This is a genomic window from Limnoraphis robusta CS-951 (assembly GCF_000972705.2).
Map to the genome: position 1 here is coordinate 1 of NZ_LATL02000119.1, position 21530 is coordinate 21530.

13 protein-coding genes are annotated in these 21530 nt (G+C 39.8%); 12 read left to right on the top strand and 1 reads right to left on the bottom strand.

All coding sequences use genetic code 11. The features are described from left to right. From WN50_RS10500 to WN50_RS10510, 3 genes are all read left to right on the top strand, one after another. Positions 1-881, top strand: an 881-nt coding sequence (locus tag WN50_RS10500) for a group II intron reverse transcriptase (RefSeq protein WP_049559035.1), incomplete at its 5' end; no start/stop codon positions are given. Between the two features lie 8 nt (positions 882-889). Beyond that, the gene (locus WN50_RS10505) at positions 890-2125 is read left to right on the top strand and encodes an RNA-guided endonuclease InsQ/TnpB family protein (protein ID WP_049559050.1); all 1236 of its coding nucleotides are present in this window, start codon (positions 890-892) and stop codon (positions 2123-2125) included. Between the two features lie 78 nt (positions 2126-2203). Further along, positions 2204-5092: a hypothetical protein gene (locus WN50_RS10510; protein ID WP_152964769.1), complete on the top strand. Its 2889-nt coding sequence runs from the start codon at positions 2204-2206 to the stop codon at positions 5090-5092. Positions 5093-5329: 237 nt separating this feature from the next. Here the strand turns inward: WN50_RS10510 and WN50_RS10515 are convergent, their stop codons facing one another. Further along, positions 5330-6121, bottom strand: a complete 792-nt coding sequence (locus tag WN50_RS10515) for a DUF362 domain-containing protein (RefSeq protein WP_046280799.1) — start codon at positions 6119-6121, stop codon at positions 5330-5332. A gap of 312 nt (positions 6122-6433) precedes the next feature. On the opposite strand from WN50_RS10515, the gene WN50_RS10520 reads away from it, so the two are divergent. The 9 genes from WN50_RS10520 to WN50_RS10560 all read left to right on the top strand — a co-directional run bounded on the left by WN50_RS10520 (position 6434) and on the right by WN50_RS10560 (position 21457). Continuing rightward, positions 6434-6724 (top strand): DUF2949 domain-containing protein, encoded by a 291-nt coding sequence (locus tag WN50_RS10520; RefSeq protein WP_082172405.1) that lies wholly within the window; start codon positions 6434-6436, stop codon positions 6722-6724. Between the two features lie 354 nt (positions 6725-7078). Continuing rightward, a complete protein-coding gene (locus WN50_RS10525; protein WP_046280798.1) occupies positions 7079-10750 on the top strand; it encodes a WD40 domain-containing protein in 3672 nt (1223 codons plus the stop codon). 481 nt (positions 10751-11231) lie between these two features. Beyond that, a complete protein-coding gene (locus WN50_RS10530) occupies positions 11232-12464 on the top strand; it encodes a hypothetical protein (protein ID WP_046280797.1) in 1233 nt (410 codons plus the stop codon). Between the two features lie 308 nt (positions 12465-12772). Beyond that, the gene (locus WN50_RS10535; RefSeq protein ID WP_049559038.1) at positions 12773-13990 is read left to right on the top strand and encodes an RNA-guided endonuclease InsQ/TnpB family protein; all 1218 of its coding nucleotides are present in this window, start codon (positions 12773-12775) and stop codon (positions 13988-13990) included. Between the two features lie 128 nt (positions 13991-14118). Further along, the gene (locus tag WN50_RS10540; protein ID WP_046280080.1) at positions 14119-15183 is read left to right on the top strand and encodes a glycoside hydrolase family 10-like protein; all 1065 of its coding nucleotides are present in this window, start codon (positions 14119-14121) and stop codon (positions 15181-15183) included. A 28-nt stretch (positions 15184-15211) separates the two neighbouring features. Then, the gene (locus WN50_RS31375) at positions 15212-17152 is read left to right on the top strand and encodes a glycosyltransferase (protein WP_063847379.1); all 1941 of its coding nucleotides are present in this window, start codon (positions 15212-15214) and stop codon (positions 17150-17152) included. 93 nt (positions 17153-17245) lie between these two features. Then, positions 17246-18022 carry a calcium-binding protein gene (locus WN50_RS10550; protein WP_046280081.1) on the top strand — a complete coding sequence of 259 codons (777 nt, stop codon included), beginning with the start codon at positions 17246-17248 and terminating at the stop codon, positions 18020-18022. A gap of 187 nt (positions 18023-18209) precedes the next feature. Continuing rightward, complete coding sequence (locus tag WN50_RS10555; RefSeq protein ID WP_235440908.1) at positions 18210-19148, top strand: HEAT repeat domain-containing protein; 939 nt, start codon at positions 18210-18212, stop codon at positions 19146-19148. A gap of 38 nt (positions 19149-19186) precedes the next feature. Further along, positions 19187-21457 carry a tetratricopeptide repeat protein gene (locus tag WN50_RS10560; protein WP_049559040.1) on the top strand — a complete coding sequence of 757 codons (2271 nt, stop codon included), beginning with the start codon at positions 19187-19189 and terminating at the stop codon, positions 21455-21457. Positions 21458-21530 lie beyond the last annotated feature (73 nt).

Here is a 21530-nt window from a genome sequence, read left to right on the forward strand (position 1 = left end):
CTAAATATGGATTCGTCAGATACGCTGACGACTTCATCATCACCGCCGAAACTCTCATAGATATTGAGGAAATAATTCCCTCGGTAAAGGAACTCCTCAAAACAAGAGGACTGGAGTTAAATGAGGATAAAACCAATATTGTTCATGTAGAACAAGGATTCAATTTTTTGGGGTTCAATGTCCGCCACTTCCAGGGAAGCTGTCTAGTAAAACCTCAAAAGGAAAAAGTAAAACTATTCCTTAGAGAAATACGGGAATGGCTCAAAACTAACAAACACGCCAGTCCTGAAGCAGTTATCCAATACCTAAACCCCCGAATCAGGGGGTGGGGAAACTACTATAAACACGGGGTAAGTAGCGAAGTGTTCAGCTATGTTGACCACCAAATTTTCCAGGCAATCTGGAAATGGTCACTAAGCAGACATCCAAGCAAGGGGAAGAAGTGGGTAGCAGGGAAGTATTTCATCACCGCTAATGGCAGGAAATGGAGCTTTCACGCAATAGTCGAAGATAGAAATGGGAAGAAGAAAAACCTAATCCTAACGAAGCTCGGAGACTTACCAATAACCCGTCACGTCAAAATCAAGGGAACAGCATCCCCCGACGACCCCAAACTAACCGAATACTGGGAAAAACGTAGAACCAACTACGGGAAAACATACTTTGCAAGAGGTTCAAAGCTATTTAAAGTAGCCCAAAACCAAAGCTGGAAATGCCCAATATGCGGTGAACACCTGTTTAATGGAGAAAAGCTACACACCCACCATAAAGTGCAAGTAAAGGATGGGGGTACTAACAGGGAAGACAACCTAGTCCACCTACACCTCACCTGCCACAAGCACGTACATACGGGTAAATGTTCTGAGACTCTGGAGGCTTGAGCCGGATGATGGGAAACTGTCAAGTCCGGTTCTTAGGGGGGAGAGATGCGGCGACGTATGCTCTCCTACCCGACAACAAGGCAGTTAGACTATGGCGAGATGAACGGGATGTGGATAAATCTCGAATTTCTCGTTTGTGTAAAGAGTTGGCGAAAGAATTTTCTTTTGCTAAAAAACTGAACTCAATGGCGCGTCAAGCTTCGGGTGAAAGGGCTTGGAATTCAATCTCTAGTTTCTACCGTCGTTGTAGAGAGGGAACGAAGAAAAAAGGCTATCCTCAATTCAAAAAACATTGTCGTTCAGTTGAATACAAAACAACTGGCTGGAAACTGTCATCCGACTGTAGATCTATTAATTTTACAGATGGTTTCAAGGCGGGTAAATTCTCTCTTTTCTGCAATTTAGATGTTAGAAAAGATCTTCTAACCTTAAAAATCAATCGAGTTAGGGTAGTGAGACGAGCCGATGGATATTATGCTCAATTTTGTTTTGATGCAAATCGCTCTGAGCCTGGAGACTATACCGGAAAAGTAGTCGGTTTAGATTTGGGTTTAAACTATTTCTACAAAGACACTAACGATAATGCAGCCATCTATCCCAAGTATCTAAGGTCGTCTGAAAAGCGAATTAAAAAGCTACAGCGACGACTATCTAGGAAGTTTGTTGAGAGTAAAAAGCCGCAGTCAAACAACTACCACAAAGCTCGAAAAAGACTGGGGAAAGCACATTTAAAGGTTCAACGCCAACGTAAAGACTGGGCTGTTAAGTTAGCTCGATGCGTAGTGGCATCTAACGATGTCGTGGTATATGAAGACCTCAAGATACAAAACATGGTTAAGAACCATCATTTAGCTAAGTCGATTTCAGACGCGAGTTGGTATCAATTCACTCAATGGTTAGACTACTTTGGGAAAGTTTGGGATAAAGCAGTTGTTTCTGTTAGCCCACATTTCACTTCTCAGGATTGTTCTAACTGTGGATTTCGAGTCAAAAAAACACTCAGTACCCGTACTCACAGATGCCCTAAATGCAAGACAGAAATTTGCCGCGATACCAACGCTGCATTAAATATCTTGAAAAAAGGTATGAGTATTTTGGGTGCTGAGTTTAATCAATACAGTACCGAAGGGCATTCGGAATCTGCCTCAGACGAGGAAACGCTTGGGGAGACTTCGATCTCTGTTGATGAGGAGAAATCCGATTCAATAAGTCGTGTCGATGAACCAAGAATTAGCAATAGCTAAGAATCCCCTTTCTTTAGAAATGGGGAGTATGTCAAACTAAAACTTGTTCCAGAGCGTTCAGCGTGGCTGTTGAGAGCTTTGGCAGGACGAGAAGTGATTCCAGCAACAGAATTAGCACCAACTCATACGAGTCGTTCCATAGTTTATTCAGGAGTAGGTATACTTGAACCGGCGCACCCGAAAGGCCCTTCAGGTCGAGTAGATCATGATTTTAGAAAATTCATGTTGGAGCAGAATGGTGTATATCTCCGTGCTGTTATTCGTGTCAATCCACAAGTCGGTGCTGAATTACTTTTAGCTCTAGCTATTTCACCGCCTGGTTATCGCTATGAGTTCGATCTCTCCCCTGAACGCTTAGATAACATAGATAACAGTCTTGGAACAGCAGGCTCTGATGATATTGATGTCTGCACATTCAAGTTTTCCCCACTTCTTTATCTCCTTGAAGTAAATGAACTTCTTGCAGTTGATGTTGTTGCAACCCTTTGTAATGTAGCCACAGATTGCTGGTATGATCATCGCTGGAAAAAAAACAAACTGGAGGGTATGCCAAAGACTGATACTGATGGCGTAACTTTGCTTGTTGGCGAAAATAGAAAAAGCTTCAAAGGTGGTCGTCATGCCCTGTATTGGCATCGCAAGTATCCTTGGTCTCCGAATATTGTTGCTTGTTTCTTGATGACGCTAGAGGGATGGCTTTATAGTCGTCCGACTAAAGTAGCTCTCGAACATTCTCTATCAATTATCTTTGAGCGTGCTGACACTGTTGCAATGCTTGGGGTACTCATTTCGCTTGCTAAATGCGATCCCAATCTTTTGAAAAGTTCCTTACTACCTCTACTGTCGTCACTACAACTTTTAATATGGTTAGAGTTTGAATTAATCGATAAGGGACAGGATTTTGCATTCGATAGTTTTAATGCCAGGAGAAAACTATCGGAAGAAGAATATCAAGAGTTACTTGGATTTCATCGTTTATCTCACCGAAAAAATTCGCTTTTAAAGGTAACACTCCAAATGTGGCTAAAAGGAGAGATTCCTTTTGATGCAAAATCTCGAATTTTGAAAGACTGGGATAATAATCAGCTTAATTTGATTCCAGAGGTTAGCCAGCATCGTGCATTAAAAATCCGAGCTTGGTTTGAAGACAACAACTGGCTGTTAGAAGAGGATGAATATGGAAATCAAAACTTTCGCTTTGTCGGTACTTTACCAGAAGATGCTGAAGTTGATGCTAAAGCCGAATCTGCGCTTTGGAATCTTAAGCATATTGAAATCGTAATGATGTGCCGACAAATTTTAGATGGTGAGTTGCATAAGACACCAGAAATACATAGGAATTTGGTTAGTATTTTAACAAGTGAAGAACAGCTTACTTCTTTAAAAGAACGCTGGGAAGAAAAATCTTTCCTAGATACAGTTTGGGCAATGATTAGTGTTGTTATAGAGCCTCCTAGCAACGAGATAAACCAAAAAATGGAGAACTATATCACCTATTATGCTAGTGATTTTTCCAATCTACAAATTAATTTAGATCACCTAAGTCGTTGTCAGAGTTACGATATAGATGCCGAAGCTTTTCTTGCTCATGCAGCCCCTAAGTTGCTGCGAAGATGCAAATCTGAAACCTTACTTCGATCATCTGCTTTCCGTTGCCTTATTGGGGTTCGCAATTGTGATACATCTGCTTTTATGCGATCGTGGATAAGAGAATATGGGCTAGATCATACACTCACCCAAGAAATAATAAACGTAACTCCTTGGATAGCTCGCCTAATTGCACTAACTCATATAATTTCATACAATCAAGCAATTTTACAAGAGGATACCCATCTGATTCCAGTAATTACACCTCCTGAGATCATAGATCGAATAATAAGTTTAAGTAATGGAGAGTATCCTGAAATTCAGGAAACGTGGTCTAACTTACAATCAAAATTTGTAACAAAAACAATCCCTGAATTATCTATCATTGATGCTTTTCAATGGGTTCCAGAACTACTAATTCCATGTCTCGAAATAGTGTTTCCATTACTAAAATATGAATCACATAATTTCAACAATTGCTTTGATTGGAATTTTTTAGCAGCCGTATTAATACCCGTATTAGAAGTCCAACTAGACAACACACAGATTCAGGATTTTATAACTCCCTTGTGCCGTCAAGTGCTTTTTACTTTGATTCACCAAAGACAGGCTGTCTATTTGAATTACAAAGATTATCAAAGAGAAGATGGATATAGTCCTGTAAATACACGACTCTATACAGATCAATCTCAAATCTTAAACGCAGCAATAACATTTAATCCTACAGAGGTTGCTGCACGAATAAATATACTTATTGAGGCTTTAAAATCTGTGGAACTGGTAGATTGTATTGTTTTAAGTGATGTTGTAGATACTTTAAGTTACTGCGTTGTTCAGTGGAGTTCTTCAAGTATAATTGACAACTCATTAATAAATCACATAGCCTGTACAGTTGGAAAATATCTTTTTGAACTTAGAAATCAAGAAGATTCAAATCTACGATTTCTCGGTGAAACCAGGGATATATGGGAAAAATTGATCGATCTACTATGGAAGTGGTCACAAAATAATATTGAGAAAGCAACTCAAGCCGACGAATTGCTTGTAAACTTTTTCAGTCGCTTCCATGATGTATTACTTCCTGATTGGGTGTTGAGAATAAAATTGTATCGTATTGGCAGATCAACAGACTATAAACAGTTCCGCCGATTACTTTTTACAACGCTCATTCAAAACCAGAATCACTTACCTAGTAGAAGAAATGACGAAAGTGAACTTTTAGTTCAAGTTCTTGCTGAATTCTGGGATTCAGATCACAAATGGATTATGGGCAAACAAGCTCGGCTTCAAGATTTGAGGACAATACTTGGGGAATTACAGGAAATTGATGCAGTAGGTGCAAGAAAGTTAGCAGATCAAATAGCGGATTCCCTGGTTTAGCGAAGATAACCGATGATCGCCCCTGAAACGACTAAAATAGAATCATAGAATTACAGACTAAGGCTAACTGTTTTATTGGTTAACCCAAAACAGAGACCTATTTACAGCTTACAAAGCCAGTTTAGGATTTATTTGGGGTTGATTTTTGTTTAAGTCCTGTTAGAAAAGCAGTGGTTAATAAACTAACGTTTGCTGTAATTATTAACAGTTTTGAGACGTTTATAAAATCCTTGAACATTATAAAATCCTCTTTTGATGGCGTAACTGATCAATACAGTTGAGATAGTTGGGAATGGGTTCCTCTGCGATCCGACAAGCCTCACGATCAACGTTAATTAAATCATCACCCCAAAAGACTTTTCCGCAATAAATTGATTTTCCTTTATCGGGTTTCCAGTCAGGACTAATAAACTTGCGATCGCTATCGACAACCGCCCCATCAAATAAATGTCCGATACAAAAATAAACATCCTGCAAAATCAACGGAACTGAGGGACGATGTAACTGTCCTCGTGAGTTGGGACTTCTGGCTTTATATTTGCTACGAGGAAACAACCCATAAAGGTTTTTGAGAGAAGCAGAAATTAACGGTTCTCCGTTGAGGTGAGTGCGTTTGAGGGCGCCTATACTGATGCGACAGTCTACTTCTTTAAGGATAGCTGGAGCGTGCATTGAGGGGAAGCGTACAGGCTGGGGGGAAAGGTTGGGATATTCCATTAAAGGGAGTTGATCTGCATCAAGTAGTTGAACTCCATCTATAAACAGATCAGACAAACCATTACGGTTAATAATCTCATGCAGGGATACCGGAGAACAGACCCCCTCAACGACTAAAATTTCAGCGCTGGGGTTCGCCTGTCTGAGTCCTTGTAAAACCGCCCCCAAAACCCCTCGACTGACGGTAACAGGTGGGCCGACGGGATACCCTAAATTGGGCTTAACCAGAATACGTTTTGCTTGTTTAGCCGTTTGGGGAGGTTGATAAACAAAACGATCCGTTGTCTCTACTCTCACACAATGATCTATCATGCAACAATTTTACAAAAGATTTACAAAAGATTAAAACATTATAAAGTTTAAATGAAGCCTGTATAGATGAGTGCTACTCAGTAATATTACGGACTTTACAATAGCTTATTATTATAGCTAGACTTAAAAAACCTAATCAAATAGATCCACTACTTAAGTGTGATAGAGATCACAGAAAAAAACGGGTAGAATCACAAGCAGAGGATGTTTTGAGTCACGGTAGAGTTGGGAACCATCCATAATACTTAAGATCGTAAAATGCAGATTCGGTTATGTACTTATTCTCGACTAGAGATTTGAAGGGAAATAAAAATGCTATCTACCAAACAAGCTCAACTCATTCAGTTTTTACGCTTTGAACTCGCGATCCCTGCCTCTTCCATCGCTATGGCCCTGCGTCATCCCGAACAAGAGTGTGGTCAACTGCCGATGATTTTGTGGCAATATGGCTTAATCAGTTTAGAACAGTTGGATCGGGTTTTTGACTGGTTAGAACGATTTGGAAGTTATGTAGAAATTAAACCTACATTTAATAGTGCAGATCCAGATCATGAAACATCCAATGAATCGATAAATCTGTCTTCAATCTTTTTGGGGGTCTAACTTATAGTTGAGTGATGTTGACAGCCGTGTTCAATTTAAGATTAGTTCCGTAAAAGTGAAAAATTTTAACTCTTTTGAATTGGAAGCAAGAGCGATAAAATAACCCCATTTTAATCACTAATTAAAAATCTGAATAGAGTCTTATTTTTCAACAAGAAACTGACGATCAGATTGATCGAGTCATTTCAATTTGTCTAAACTCCTCCAGAACCTCTAAAATAGAATCAATTAATACCAGTCATCGAACCCCTTGTAATTTAGCCCAAATCCCTGTCTAATCAGGTTGCTAGCGCAGAAAAAGGGAGGAATATTCAGGTTAAACTACAACAGAGGGCTGAACGCATCACCCATGCTATGAATTTTGAAGAGGCACTAAGGATAACCGATGCTGTTGTTTTTGACAAGACGGGTAAACACCTGAGCGATGTTCAACGGGCTGTCGTTCAAGGAACTTGGTGTCGTCAAAAATATCACGAAATCGCCTTAGCCTATCGTTGCACTCCTGAATATCTCAAGCAAGATGTTGGCCCGAAACTGTGGCGTCTACTGTCGGATGAATTTGGAGAAAAAGTCAGCAAAACCAACTTTCGCACAGTTCTCGAGCGAGTTCAGAGTCTAAAAAATCCATCTGATGACGTTGAACCCCCTCCTCCCGTCGCACCTCAACCTCCCTCACCCATTCTCCCTGAGAAATCATCTCACCACATTGACTGGGGAGAAGCCACCGATGTTTCGCTGTTTTATGGACGTTCTCAAGAACTACAGCAACTTGAAGAATGGATAGTGACTCAAGGATGTCGGGTGGTGGCGTTGTTGGGAATGGGGGGAATTGGGAAAACTTCTCTATCCGTACAACTGGCTCAAAAAATTCAGTCAGAGTTTGAATATGTGATTTGGCGAAGTCTGAGAAATGCTCCGCCCTTATCTGAAATTTTAGCGGAAATCATCCAATTTTTATCAGACGAACAACAAGTTAATATATCCTCTGATATTCATCGCCAAATTTCTCAATTGATAGAATTAATGCGAGAATCTCGGTGTTTAGTGATTTTCGATAATGCTGAATCGATTTTACAAGAAGGTGATCGAGTTGGACGCTATTGTGAAGGCTACGAACACTATGGGGAACTGATTAAACGTTTAGGAGAAAGTCGCCATCAAAGTTGTTTACTCCTAACCAGTCGAGAAAAACCCCGAGAAATCGCTGCATTAGAAGGAAAAATTCTGAATGTTCGTGCTTTGCAATTAACGGGACTCGAAACCGAAGATTGTCAAGCCTTAATTCAAGCTAAAGGAATTTTAGCATCACCTGAACAATGGCATCAATTAATCGAACGTTACGCCGGAAATCCCCTAGCGATTAAAATAATCACGACTACAATTGATGATGTTTTTGGGGGTCAAGTTGCGGAATTTTTAGAACAAATTCAACAGGGAACCGCTATCTTTGGGGATATTCGAGATTTACTCGAACAACAACTCGGACGTTTATCTGAGTTAGAACTTGAAATTATGTATTGGCTGGCGATTAATCGAGAACCTGTTTCTTTATTAGAATTACGAACCGATTTGCTGTCCGTTGTTTCTCCTACAGAAGCGATTGAATCTTTAGAGTCTTTAAGACGGCGATCATTGATTGAAAAAAGTTCTCATGGCTTTACACAGCAACCTGTGGTTATGGAATACATGATCGAACAGTTTATTGAGCATATTTTTCTAGAAATTCAAGCCGAAAATATTGTCATGCTCAACCGATACGCCCTAATCAAATCCCAAGCCAAAGATTATATCCGAGAAAGTCAAACCCGTGTGATTCTCAACCCCCTTGTTCAACGTATTTCTGAACGGTATCGCCTGCGGGTCGAACTCCAAGAAAAATTTCATCATTTATTAGATAAACTCAAAAATCATGTTCAAGAAAAATCAGGATATGCAGGCGGAAATCTGATTAATCTCTGTCATCAATTAGAATTAGATTTAGCGGATTATGACTTTTCACATCTTGCGGTTTGGCAAGCTTATCTTCAAGATGCTAATTTACAAAACGTGAATTTTTCGGGTGCTGATTTATCCCGTTCTGTCTTTGCCGAAACATTAGGAAATACTCTGACTGTTGCGATTGGGCCAGAGAACCAATTAGCGACAGGAGACGCAGACGGAAAGATTTTATTATGGAACACAGAAGACGGTCAAAAATTGCTGATTTTTCAGGGAAAAACAGGTTTGGTAAAATCGATAGCTTTTAGTCCAGAGGGGAACTTACTCGCCAGTGGTAGCGATGATCAAAGCGTGAGAATTTGGAAAGTCAGTACAGGCGAATGTTTGGATCGCTGGCTCGGACATCAAGCAACGATTAAATGTGTTAATTTTAGTCGAGATGGTCAAATGATTGCCAGTGGTAGCGATGATCGAACGGTGCGGCTTTGGGATGTGTGTTCTGGTGAATGTTTGCACGTTTTGAACGGACATCGGGAAGGGATTCGGACTGTGATTTTTAGTCCTGATCGTGCGATGATCGCTAGTAGTAGTGATGACCAAACGATTAAATTATGGTCTACAGATACAGGTGAATGTTTACGAACGTTTACCGGAAATGCGACTTGGAATTGGACAGTTGCTTTTCTCGAAAGAACGACTAAAAATTTAGCTTCTGATTCTGAACAGTTGCCGGATTTCACCGAAAAAAAAGCCTCTAAAATTCGCTGGATTGCGAGTAGTTGTGATGAGAATACGGTGCGGTTGTGGGATATCGAATCCGGTCAATGTTTTCATACCTTAGAAGGTCATTTAGATTCGGTTTGGGCTGTTGCATTTAGTGAGGATGGTCAACTTCTGGCTAGTAGCAGCGATGATCAAACCGTTAAACTTTGGCAGCTTCAAACGGGGACTTGTATTAAAACCTTAACAGGGTTTGAAAGTCAAGTTTGTTCAGTGGCGTTTAGTCCGGATAACAAAATTCTCGCCACCGGAAGTCAAGAACAAATGGTGCAGTTATGGGATGTGGTTACAGGTCAACGCTTGCGAACCTTGCGAGGTCACAAACATCAAGTTTGGTCTTTTGTTCTCAGTCCCGATGAAAAGACTTTAGTGACGGGGAGTGATGATAATAAAGTTCGACTTTGGGATATTAAAGCCGGTCGATGTATCAAACGATTTTCGGGACATTCAGACTGGGTTTGGTCTGTTGTATTTAGTCCAGATGGTCGGATGCTGGCCAGTGGAAGTTATGATTGTACCGTCAAGTTGTGGGATATCCAGACCGGAGAATGTTTGAAAACGCTACATGGTCATAGTGATCGAATAGAAGCGGTGGTTTTCAGCGACGATGGGGGAATGTTAGCCAGTGCGAGTGATGATCAAACGGTGCGGGTTTGGGACGTCCAAACGGGGGAATGTCTACACACACTGACCGGACATAGCCGTTGGGTCGGGGTTGTGGCGTTTAGTCCCGATGGGAAAATTTTAGCGACGGGGAGTAATGATCACAGTCTCAAACTGTGGGATCTTCAAACGGGGAACTGTCTGCACACTTTAGAAGGACATCTTCAAAGAGTTCATCTGTTGGCGTTTAGTCCCGATGGAAAAAGTTTAGCCAGTGGTAGCTACGACAGTACAGTTAAACTGTGGGATGTCAGCAGTGGAAAATGTCAAAAAAGCGGGTTAGCAACAGTTGAGCGTCTTCTGGCTTTGATTTTTCGGGCTGAGGGTCAACTTTGGGTGAGTGGGAGTGATCGGGGTCAAGTGCGATTGTGGGATGTCCAAACCGGAGAATGTGTTAAAATGTTAGCCGACCAAGGTAGTCCAGTTTGGTTGGTTCATCTCAATACCCAGGGTGAGACTTGGGCGAGTGGAAGCTACGATCAAGCCATTCGGATTTGGCATCTGGAAACGGGCGAATGTTTGCAAGTTCTCAAGACAGACAAGCCCTATCACGGGATGAATATTACCGGAGTGACCGGAATCACCACCGCTCAAAAAGCGACTTTGAAAGCGTTAGGGGCGATCAATCTCAATAGTAAAAGTTAGTTTTTTATTCACATTTGCTTTGATCAAAAGCGGCTAACATCATTCCTCTCAATCGCTTTTGATTACACCAACTCACCTGAAAGTTCAATCTACCTTTACCGAATCTTTACAATTTGTCGGGCGTTCTTGATTGAAACTTTACAGTGTAAAATCAAACCTTCTATTAAACTAGAAACGTATAGATAAATATACGCCACGCTAACGTCTCCCTCTTGGATTGAGTCTGAAAAAATCTGCATCTCCTTTTAATAGCCCCCAGAAAATCTTTAATGTTCCTGGACTAAGGGATAAAAATGATTTCAGTTAACGCCAGTCATAGGAGTTACTGAGGGCGCATCTTGAAAATAAGGGGTTGATCATTGCCAACTTTAGAAAAGAAGAATCAAAATCTGAGATCTTCGCTTTTAAATTTTGGGTAAATGTCCCAAACACTTGTTGAATTAAGCTAAAATTTATTCCCTGGACTGTGAGAGGGCTAACCGTGATTAACTCTATCGGGTTCAACTCAATTCGATCTTCAGATGAGCAGAAACTTTATGCTCATCTACAATACTATTGCGAAACTGAGTCACCCCAACAGTTGATTCAGCGTTTTCGCAGCTTGTTTTTAGGTGAAGTTGAATATCCTGATCCCGAAATTTGGGCGGCTTTAAGTCGGGTTGTTGATGCAGATTTTTCTCATCAAGAATGTTCCCACATCCTGAACCGTTGTTGCTACATTTTAATTAACCGTTGGTTAAAACGCCGCAAATGTCAATGGGCGATTTATGAATTAGTCCAACTCTTTGAACTTTTACCGACGGGACTACCCCCTTGTTGGACAGCCCAACGTTTGCGATCGCTGGTTAAGCGGTTTATTCAATCAGAACAATATCACGCCTTACGTCGTTTAGCTAAAGCGTTTAAAGACTGTAAAAATACTGAATCAAACGAAGCTAAAACCTTAGATACACTGATTATTCGATATCCCTATTTATATGAACATTTTTTCCTCACCGATGATAGCACCGATGAACAGCGACAAGAAATTCGCATGATGCGACATCGTAGCCAGTCACAATTCGATGATGATTTACATCAGTATGTAACGGATCGGACTCACTGTGCTGAACAGGGATTAATTCTATTACCGACTAAAAACCCAACTCTACTCTGTGAGCAAAAATATTACTCGGCTGTTAATCATTTTACCAGTAAAGTTGATGGTCAACATAGCTATCCCGAGTTGGCTCAACAGTTTGTTCAACAAAGTCGTCAAACTCGCTCCTATCGGACTTTTAAAGAAGAACTTTATGAATATTTAAGCAGTTCTATTGATCCCAAATATGGTAAAAATAGTTTCAACAAACGTTTATATCAAGTTTTACAAGAAACCTTAAGTCACAACGATAGCCAAAAGGTTAATGATGCTTTAATGGCAGGAACTTGTCGCAAAATATTTAACTTCATGGTTGTTGAAAGTTCGCAAAAACCGAGTCACTTTGTCTTCGTTGACTTACTGAATAACTTAGGTGCTACTTCAGTGATTGGTGCATTACTCAAATTAGTTTTAATTTCTCGCAAGGTGAAAGGAGATTTAGAAAAACGTTTCTCTGTTTTATTCAATCATTATGCTAATTTTACAAAAGAAAAAGTATTTTGGTTAGTCGAAGCGCTGGAAAATGTCAATATTGCCTTTAGCTTGAATTTTAGCTCGAAAAAATTATTATTTTAAAACAGCTTAGTTTGTCAACCGACAACTGTTTACGATTAACACCTCTATTTTTCAGAGGTTGAGAATTCCCCTGTCTAGAGATTTTCTGTGCTGAAACTCTTGTTATACTAAATCGGATTTTGACACTCTCCGCCCTATCGAAGCGTGGGGGTTTGGGGGAGCAATAGAACCCCATGCTCAACGGAACGAAGTGAAGTAGGGTGGGGGTACATGGACTCCCCCAAGTAAAAAACGGGTACTCAATGTACTCGCTTTTTTACAATCCTTGTATCCTATCTTAAGATATCCGACATAGAGTTGAAACATCCATGTTAGTATTCGAGGCCAAATTACGAGGAACATCTGAGCAGTACGCCATCTTGGACGAAATGATTCGTACCGCCCTTTTTGTTCGTAATAGTTGCCTGAGGTACTGGATGGATAACAAAAGGGTCAACAGGTATGATTTAAACAAATATTGCAAAATACTCAGAGAACAATTTGAATGGTGCAAAAAGCTCTCAGCTCAGGCTTGTCAAGCTAGTGCAGAAAGAGCTTGGAGTGCTATTGCTAGATTCTTTGATAATTGCAAGAAAAAGGTTTCGGGAAAGAAAGGTTTCCCTAAATTTAAGAAACATCAAACTCATGGCTCAGTCGAGTACAAGGTTGATGGCTGGGTGTTGTCGGATGACCGATTAACCATTACATTTAGGGATGGTTTCAAAGCTGGAACTTTTAGAATGTGGGGAACTCGCGATTTACATTTTTATCAGAAAAAGCAGATTAAACGAGTGAGTGTTGTGCGTCGAGCCGATGGATATTACGTTCAGTTCTCTATCAACCAAGAACGAAAAGAGCAACATAACCCCACTAATCGGATGGTAGGCATAGATGTTGGTTTAAATCATTTCTATACTGACTCTGATGGTAATAAAATAGAAAACCCAAGGTTCTTGAGGAAAGCCGAGAAGTCTTTAAAACGCGCACAAAAACGTGTTTCTCGTAGAACTAAAGGGTCAAAAAATCGACTTAAAGCCATTAAGAAATTAGGTAAAACGCATCTCAAGATATCAAGGCGGCGTAAAGACTTTGCGGTAAAGACTGCTTGGGCGCTTATCCTGTCGGCAGACTTGGTAGCCATTGAAGATCTAAAAGTGCGGAATATGGTTAAGAACCACAATTTAGCTAAATCAATATCTGATGCTAGTTGGACATTGTTTAGACAGTGGTTGGAATATTTCGGAAAAGTGTTTGATGTGCCAGTGATTGCTGTTGCACCTCATTACACATCTCAAAACTGTTCCAATTGCGGACAAGAAGTTAAGAAAACTTTGTCCACTCGCACTCATAAATGCCCACACTGCGGTTATTTAGATGACCGTGACACAAACGCCGCCATTAATATTTTGATGAAGGCATTACAAGGTAATGCACAACTACCGAGGGGCACTCGGAAAGTAACGCCTGGGGATGAGATGACCCACTACTTAGAGGGAGAAATCCCGAAAAGCAAGGTTGCTCGACGAACCAGGAAACCCCGTCAGTGATGATGGGAATCCCTACCCTCAGCGCTCCTTGCAGGTAGGGAGGATGTCAAGAGTATCCTGATTTCCAGGCTTCTCGCCCGATAACCGACAGAAGACACAGAACAAGTTCAGTTGACACAGGAGATCCTATGGAAGTTCGCGGGGTCTGGATTACCAGCACCGATAGTAAAGTTCTCTATTCGAGGCAGACTATCGCAGAAGCAATGCAGTTTTTGGCGGAAACCGGATTTAACGTGGTCTTTCCCGTCGTTTGGAATAAAGGAGTCACCCTCTACCGCTCTCAAATGATGAGCCAACAGTTTGGAGTGGAAATCGATTTTTATGTGAGTCGCGGACAAGGACGTGATCCCTTACGAGAATTGATTGAAGAAGCCCATCAAGTCGGACTGAAAGTGATTCCCTGGTTTGAATATGGTTTTGCCTGTTCTTATCAACAAAATGGCGGTCGTATTCTCAGCAAAAAACCTCACTGGGCGGCTTTAAATGCTCAAGGAAATCTCTTGGTTAAAAATGGTTTTGAGTGGATGAATGGCTTTGATACTGAAGTTCAGAATTTTATCATTGATTTAATTCTAGAAGTGGTCAAAAATTATGACGTTGATGGAATTCAGGGTGATGATAGAATGCCAGCAATGCCCTCAGAAGGAGGATATGATACTAAAACGGTTGAACGCTATATTCAACAATATGGTCGTCAACCTCCTCTGTATCATAAAGATGAGCAATGGTTGCAATGGCGAGCTGATATTTTAACGGGGTTTTTGGCTCGTCTCTATCGAGAAGTGAAAGCGATTAAGCCTAATGTTTTGGTGTCAATGGCACCGAGTCCTTATCGTTGGGGATTAAATGAATACTTGCAAGATTATATCGCCTGGATTGACCAAAATTTGCTGGATATGATTCATCCTCAACTCTATCGTCGGAATTTTTGGAGTTATAAAGGTTTGGTTGATCAACTGGTTGATACTCAGTTTAGAAATGGGAAAATTATCAAGTTATCTCCGGGTATTTTACTGAAGATTGGTTCCTACCGAATTACTGAAGATGAGCTTTTAAAAGCGATTGAGTATAATCGCTTTCGAGGGATAAAAGGAGAAGTGTTTTTCTTTTATGAAGGGTTACGAGAAAATAACAATGCTTTGGGAAATGCTTTGCGTAAAGGGCCTTATAGAACTCCCGCCCCTCGCTGGTAAAATTTGAATAAAAGGTTGAGAAGTCAAGATGGATTTAGACGGAACTGATATTAGCCTATCTGTGATTATTCTCTGCGATGATCAATGGGAGTTTATTCTTGATGCGATCGCCTCCGTAGAAGTTGATCTCGAAACTGTCGATGAAATCCTAATTGCCACTTCTCATTTCCTTGACTCAGAAGAACAGGAAATTTTAAATTATTTAAGTAGTCAAGGTTATATCATTTGTCAAGTTCCTGATGATTTTCATCAAGCCGAAGTTCTCAATTTTTGTATTCAAAAAGCGAGCGGAAAGTATATTCTCCCTTTACGGGCTGAAAATAAAATTTGCTCGGATACAATACTCACCGCTTTAGAAATTCTGGATGCTCAATCTGAAGTCGGTGTAATTTATGGAGATCTAAAATTCTTTGGACAAGAAAGCAAGATTCAACTGTTACCTGATTTTAGCTTGATTGAACTTGTTCGTCAAAACTTTATTAATCTTAGCTCTATTTTTAGAAAAAAAGTTTGGGAAGATTGCGGAGGATTTGATGAAAATATTTCTAATCCAATCCTATGTGAATGGGAGTTTTGGTTAAAAGCAACGACTAAAAACTGGAGCTTTTTTCATCTGACCCAAGTTTTATTAGAAAAAAGAACGACTTCACGACAACAGAATCTAGAATGCAACGAAAAGCTGAATCAAGAACATCCTTTAGTTAGTGTTTGTATTCCAACTTATAATGGTGAGCGCTTTATTGCTGAAGCGATTTCGAGTATTTTATCTCAAACCTATTCCCCGCTTGAACTGATTATTTCCGATGATGCTTCTCTCGATAAAACGGTTGAAATTGCTCAAAAATATAAAGAGATCACTTCAATACCAATTTCGCTCTTTTCTCACGAACCTTTAGGACTGGCTGAAAATTGTAATTTTGCGATTTCTCAAGCGAGAGGAAAATATGTGAAATTTTTATTTCAAGATGATCTTCTGTCTCCAAATTGTATCGCAGAAATGGTACAACTTGCTGAACAAGATAAAGACATTGGATTCGTTTTTTCGCCGCGTCAGATTTGTTTTGTTGATCAAATTGCTGAAACTGATCCGGATCTGATCTCAATTGAACAGGATTTTCAAAATCTTCATCAAGCTTGGTTAAGTTTAAAATCGATTCAATGGGGTCAAGAATTACTCAATGATTCGCATCTTTTTAAGCATCCGATTAACAAAATTGGGGAACCGAGTACCGTTTTAATTCGTCGAGAAGTATTAGAACAAGTTGGAGGATTTGATCCCTCACTTAATCAGTTAGTTGATCTCGATCTGTGGCTGAGAATTATGGGAACCTATAAAGTTGGATTTGTCAATCAAGTTCTCTCCTATTTCCGACTTCATACCCAACAAAAAACCTATCAAAATATTTCCGAAAACGTTTCAACAGATCTCAAATTTTATTATAAAGTTTATGCTCATCCAGTTTATCATTTTTTGCCGGAATTCCTTCGTCATCGGGCTTTGTGTATTTATACCATTAACTTAAATCATTTTTATCTTTATTTTTCCGATAACAATTCGGGAACCTTTCTCGAAGATTTACGTCTACTGAGGCAAGAAGTCGCTGAATATTGGCTACAACTGACCCCAGAAAAATTCAATCAAACACCCTCAAGTTCTTTAAGAACGGTCTATAATATCTTACTGAGAAATCAAAGATTCAGACAGGAACCGCTAACGGAATCTGAACAAAGGTTTGTTAAAGATATCGTTAATACAATCTCAAGTTCATCCGGTAATTTTCAAGAAGTGGGAGAAATTTTAGCCTTAATGCTGTATCAAAATCCTACTCAACATTCGTTCACCTCCGATATAATCCCTCTACCCTATGGACTATACAAAGAGGTGCTGAATTGGCTAAAAACAGGGGTTTTCAATCTGGATCTAAGTCCGTTAAGTTCAAGAATAACTCACTCAAATCCAAAAAATTAAGATTAAGTTATATTAAACTAAAGCAGGATGTGTTAAACTCAATTCTTGTGATTTAACTGAAACCAGTAAACACAATTTGGAGAATTATCAACAATGGCTTTTACATTAGTCCCACTCGGTTTTGTTGGTTTTTTTGGCTTTCCAGTTTTAGGAGGAACCGATGACCCAGATACAATTTTTCTGTCTCCGGGTCAAGGCTTAAATACAGAAATTTTGTTACTGCGAGGGAACGATAGTTTACAAGCACCTAACACCAATGAGCGGTTGGTTGTTAATGGGAATCAAGGCGATGATACAATTACAGGGGGAAATAGTGATGATACTCTATTTGGGGGAACTGATGGAGATAGAATCTTTGCAGGTTCGGGACAAGATCAAATTTTTGGAAATGTAGGAAATGATATATTAGAAGGCGCCTTGAGTAACGATCTGATCTATGGAGGTCAAGGCGAGGATAATCTCTTTGGCGATGAGGGAGATGATACTTTATTTGGCGATCGCGGTAACGATATCCTCGATGGAAATACAGGAGTTGATGATTTAATTGGGGGTGAAGGGGATGATACTTTTGTTTTTAATCCCAATGAAGCGAGTTCAGATTTTAGCCAAGTTGATGTCATTTTTGAAGGGTTTGTAGTTGGAAACAGCCGCCTAGTGGGAGATAAAATTGCGGTTCCGAGCCGACTGCGAAACCAAATTGATCCGTTAACATTAGAACGAGATTTTGATGCCAATGGAGATGGTAATTTTAATGATATTGCGATTCAACTCTTTGATGGTCGGTTTCTGGGGATAATAATTGATAATGGCACCCTACCAAATCGCCTAGATCTAGACATTGATTTTGTCTTCAGTGATAGCTTTTTTTAAGCTACAGCCTGAGAAGCGGATAGAAAAAGGCAAGCCGTAACATATCAGTCAATCTCACACAATTTGCCCTATTACGCTGCATAATAAAAGATCAACTCTCGGTCTTCGATAGAATTGACAGCGAAGACAGAGAATTTACTCAGTCAGAAGGCGATCAAGTATGAATTGGAATATCCCAAATAAATCATTGAATTCGCCCAAATTAGCTCTGCTCTGTCTTTCTGTTGGTTTCTTATTAATCGGAAAAGTCGCAACTCAAGCGACGACAACCGCAGAAGTCATTGCTCAAATTGAGCAGTTAGGGAATACAAATCGACAAGACCGACTTTCCGCCGTCAAAACCCTCAAAAAAATAGGTTCTCCTGCTATTCCAGTATTAGTAGAAGCCTTGAATGACCCCGATGTGAACATTCGCAAAAATGCAGCTTTCGCCTTGGGTTCAATGGGTGCAGACGCAACAGAAGCCGTTCCAGCTTTACTGTCGGCGTTGAAAGATGCGGATCAAAGTGTTCGTATGGATGTTGCCGTCGCTCTGCGGCATATCGGGCCAACTTCGAGGGAGGTTCTCCAATTCGCGATCGCCGACTTAACCCAAAGCTTGAAAGATGAAAATCCCCAAGTTCGTCAGGGTGCTGCCTTTGGCTTGGGAATACTCGGCCCAGAAGCCGTTTCTGCGGTTCCTGATTTAATTGCGACGCTCAAAGATAGCGATGAAGAGGTGCAAATTTCAGCCGCGATCGCACTGAAACGCATGGGACAGGGGGCAGTTCCGGCTTTAACAGAAGCCTTGAATGACGAACAGATGCAAGTTCGAGCTAAAGCTGCTTTTGCTTTGGGAAAAATCAACGCAGAGGCGGTTTCTAGCGTCACAGAGGCTTTGCAAAATAGCGATCGCCAGATTCGTCAAAATGTCGATGAAACCCTCAAAAACCCCGTTTCTGGCTCCCTCCAGGCTCAAGCTAATCGCCCCAACCCTCGTCCAACAACTCGTCCTACTCCCGGTGGAAATCGTCCAACAACTCGCCCTACTCCCGGTGGAAATCGTCCAACCCCTCGTCCAACAACTCGCCCAACCCCTCGTCCAACAACTCGTCCAACTCCTCGCCCCAATGGTTATCGTGGATAAATAACCTTTTTTCTCTGTGATTAATTGTTCAAAACTCAATGTTAGATCGTCTCTATCACGAGGCTATCGCCCTCTATGATACTGGATATTTGTCTGAGGCTGAGGAAAAATATCAGCAAATTTTAGCCTCAGAAAATAATCATCCTGACGCTTGGCGAGAGTTAGGGATGATTTATTTATCTCAAGAACGTTATTTAGAAGCCCTCGATGCCTTTCAATACGCCTTAGAATTAGATTCATCAAAAGCTATTCAATATTATTGTTTGGGTTTAGGATTAGCCGCGACAGAAGATTTTACCGCCGCCATTTCAGCCTATGAACAAGCGATTTATATAGATGAAAACTGGAGTGATGCTTATCATCAGTTAGGCCAAGTTTGGCTAGAACTGGGACAGTTAGAACAGGCGGAAGTCAACTATAAAAAGGCAATTTCTCTCAATCCTTATTCATCAGAGAGCTATTTGAATTTAGGGAATCTTTTAATTGCTAAACAACAAATAGAAGACGCCATCAAGATTTATGAAAATGCGCTTGAGTTTGAGCCTGAAAATCCTCAGCTTCTCTATCAACTCGGTATCGCTTTTAGTACCGTTCAACATCCTGTTAACGCTGCCTTTTATTTGGGATGTGCTGCTTATTATCGTGGTGAATATACAGACGCAATTCAATATTATCAAGATTATCTCCAAATTCAAACTCAAGAGATAGAAGTTTATTTAAAATTAGCCGATTGTTATCAAAAAATCGAACAATACCTGCAAGCTATTCAAACTTATCAGCAAGCCGTTGAACAGATTTCAGACTCAACAGAGATTTATCTGGCTTGGATAAACACTTTACAAGAAATGGGAGAAACGGAAGCCGCAATTAATTTAGCTGAAACGGCTTTAGAAAAATTTCCTGACAATATTTCGTTAAAACTCACGCATCAACGATTATTACCCATTGTTTATGAAACCTCTTTAGAAATTGAACAATATCGCCAGAGGTTTTCTCGTCTTTTAACACAATTTATTCAACAAACAGATTTAACTTCACCTGACAACTCAGCCCATTTATTTCAAGCTATTTCCAATCACACTAACTTTTACTTACAATATCAAGGATACAATGATTTAGAACTGCAAAAACAATATGGAAAGCTTGTTCATCAAATTATGGCGGCTAACTTTCCGCAATGGGTTGAACCCATACCTCGCCGAGATTTTAAGCCGAATGATAAAATTAGAATTGGCTATATATCCTCATTTTTTCAATGGCATACGGTTGGGATTGTCTTTTTAGGATGGTTAAAACAACACAATCATCAAGACTTTGAAATCTTTTGTTATTATACCGGAAAGGAAGAAGACGAACTGACAAATTTATATCGCTTTTATAGTGATAATTTTGATCGACTTAATGGTGAATTTGTTGAGATTATTCAGAAAATATATGCAGATAAACTCGATATTTTAGTCTTTCTAGATTTGGGAATGTGTCCCCTAACAACACAAATTGCAAGTTTGCGTCTGGCTACTATTCAATGTGCAGCTTGGGGACACCCCGTAACAACAGGTTTACCCACAGTTGATTACTTTATTTCCGCAGATTTACTTGAACCGAAAAACGCCCAAGAACATTATTCTGAAAAATTAATTCGTTTACCCCATTTAGGAATTTATTATGAAAAACCCGAGATTCCAGACATACAGAAAACTCGTTCTGACTTTGGACTCAAAGAGAATGCAGTGATTTATCTTTCTTGTCAGTCTTTGTTTAAATATTTACCTCAATATGATAGGATTTTTGTAGAAATTGCTCAACAAGTTACTCTCGCTCAATTTGTGTTTATTTCTCATTGGAACTGTGCAATTACAGAAAAGTTCAGACAACGATTAAAACGTGTATTTTCTCAATTTGGTTTGAAGAGTGAAGACTATTGTATCATTTTACCCAGACTGGAGAAGTCAGATTACTTACAGTTAAACTTAATCGCTGATATCGGCTTAGATACTGTTCAATTTACAGGATTTTTAACATCGTTAGATAGCATTGCTTGTAATTTACCCATTGTCACCTGTGAAGGAGAGTTCATGCGGAGTCGTCAAACTGCGGGAATTCTAAAACATATAGGTGTTACAGACATGATTACGAGTAATCAAAGAGAATATATAAATATAGCAGTTAAATTAGGATTAAATTTAGATTGGAGACAACAAATCGTTAACAAAATTCAGAAAAAACAGTCTATTATTTATAAAAATGTTAACTGTATTCAAGCTTTAGAAAACTTCTATCGAGAACAATTCTCTATGAATCCCTCCTAGCTAGCTCTTGAAAAGTATAAAAAAAGCTATAAATAGATTGAAAAGTTCAGGTTGAGTCAAAAAAATGTTGTTT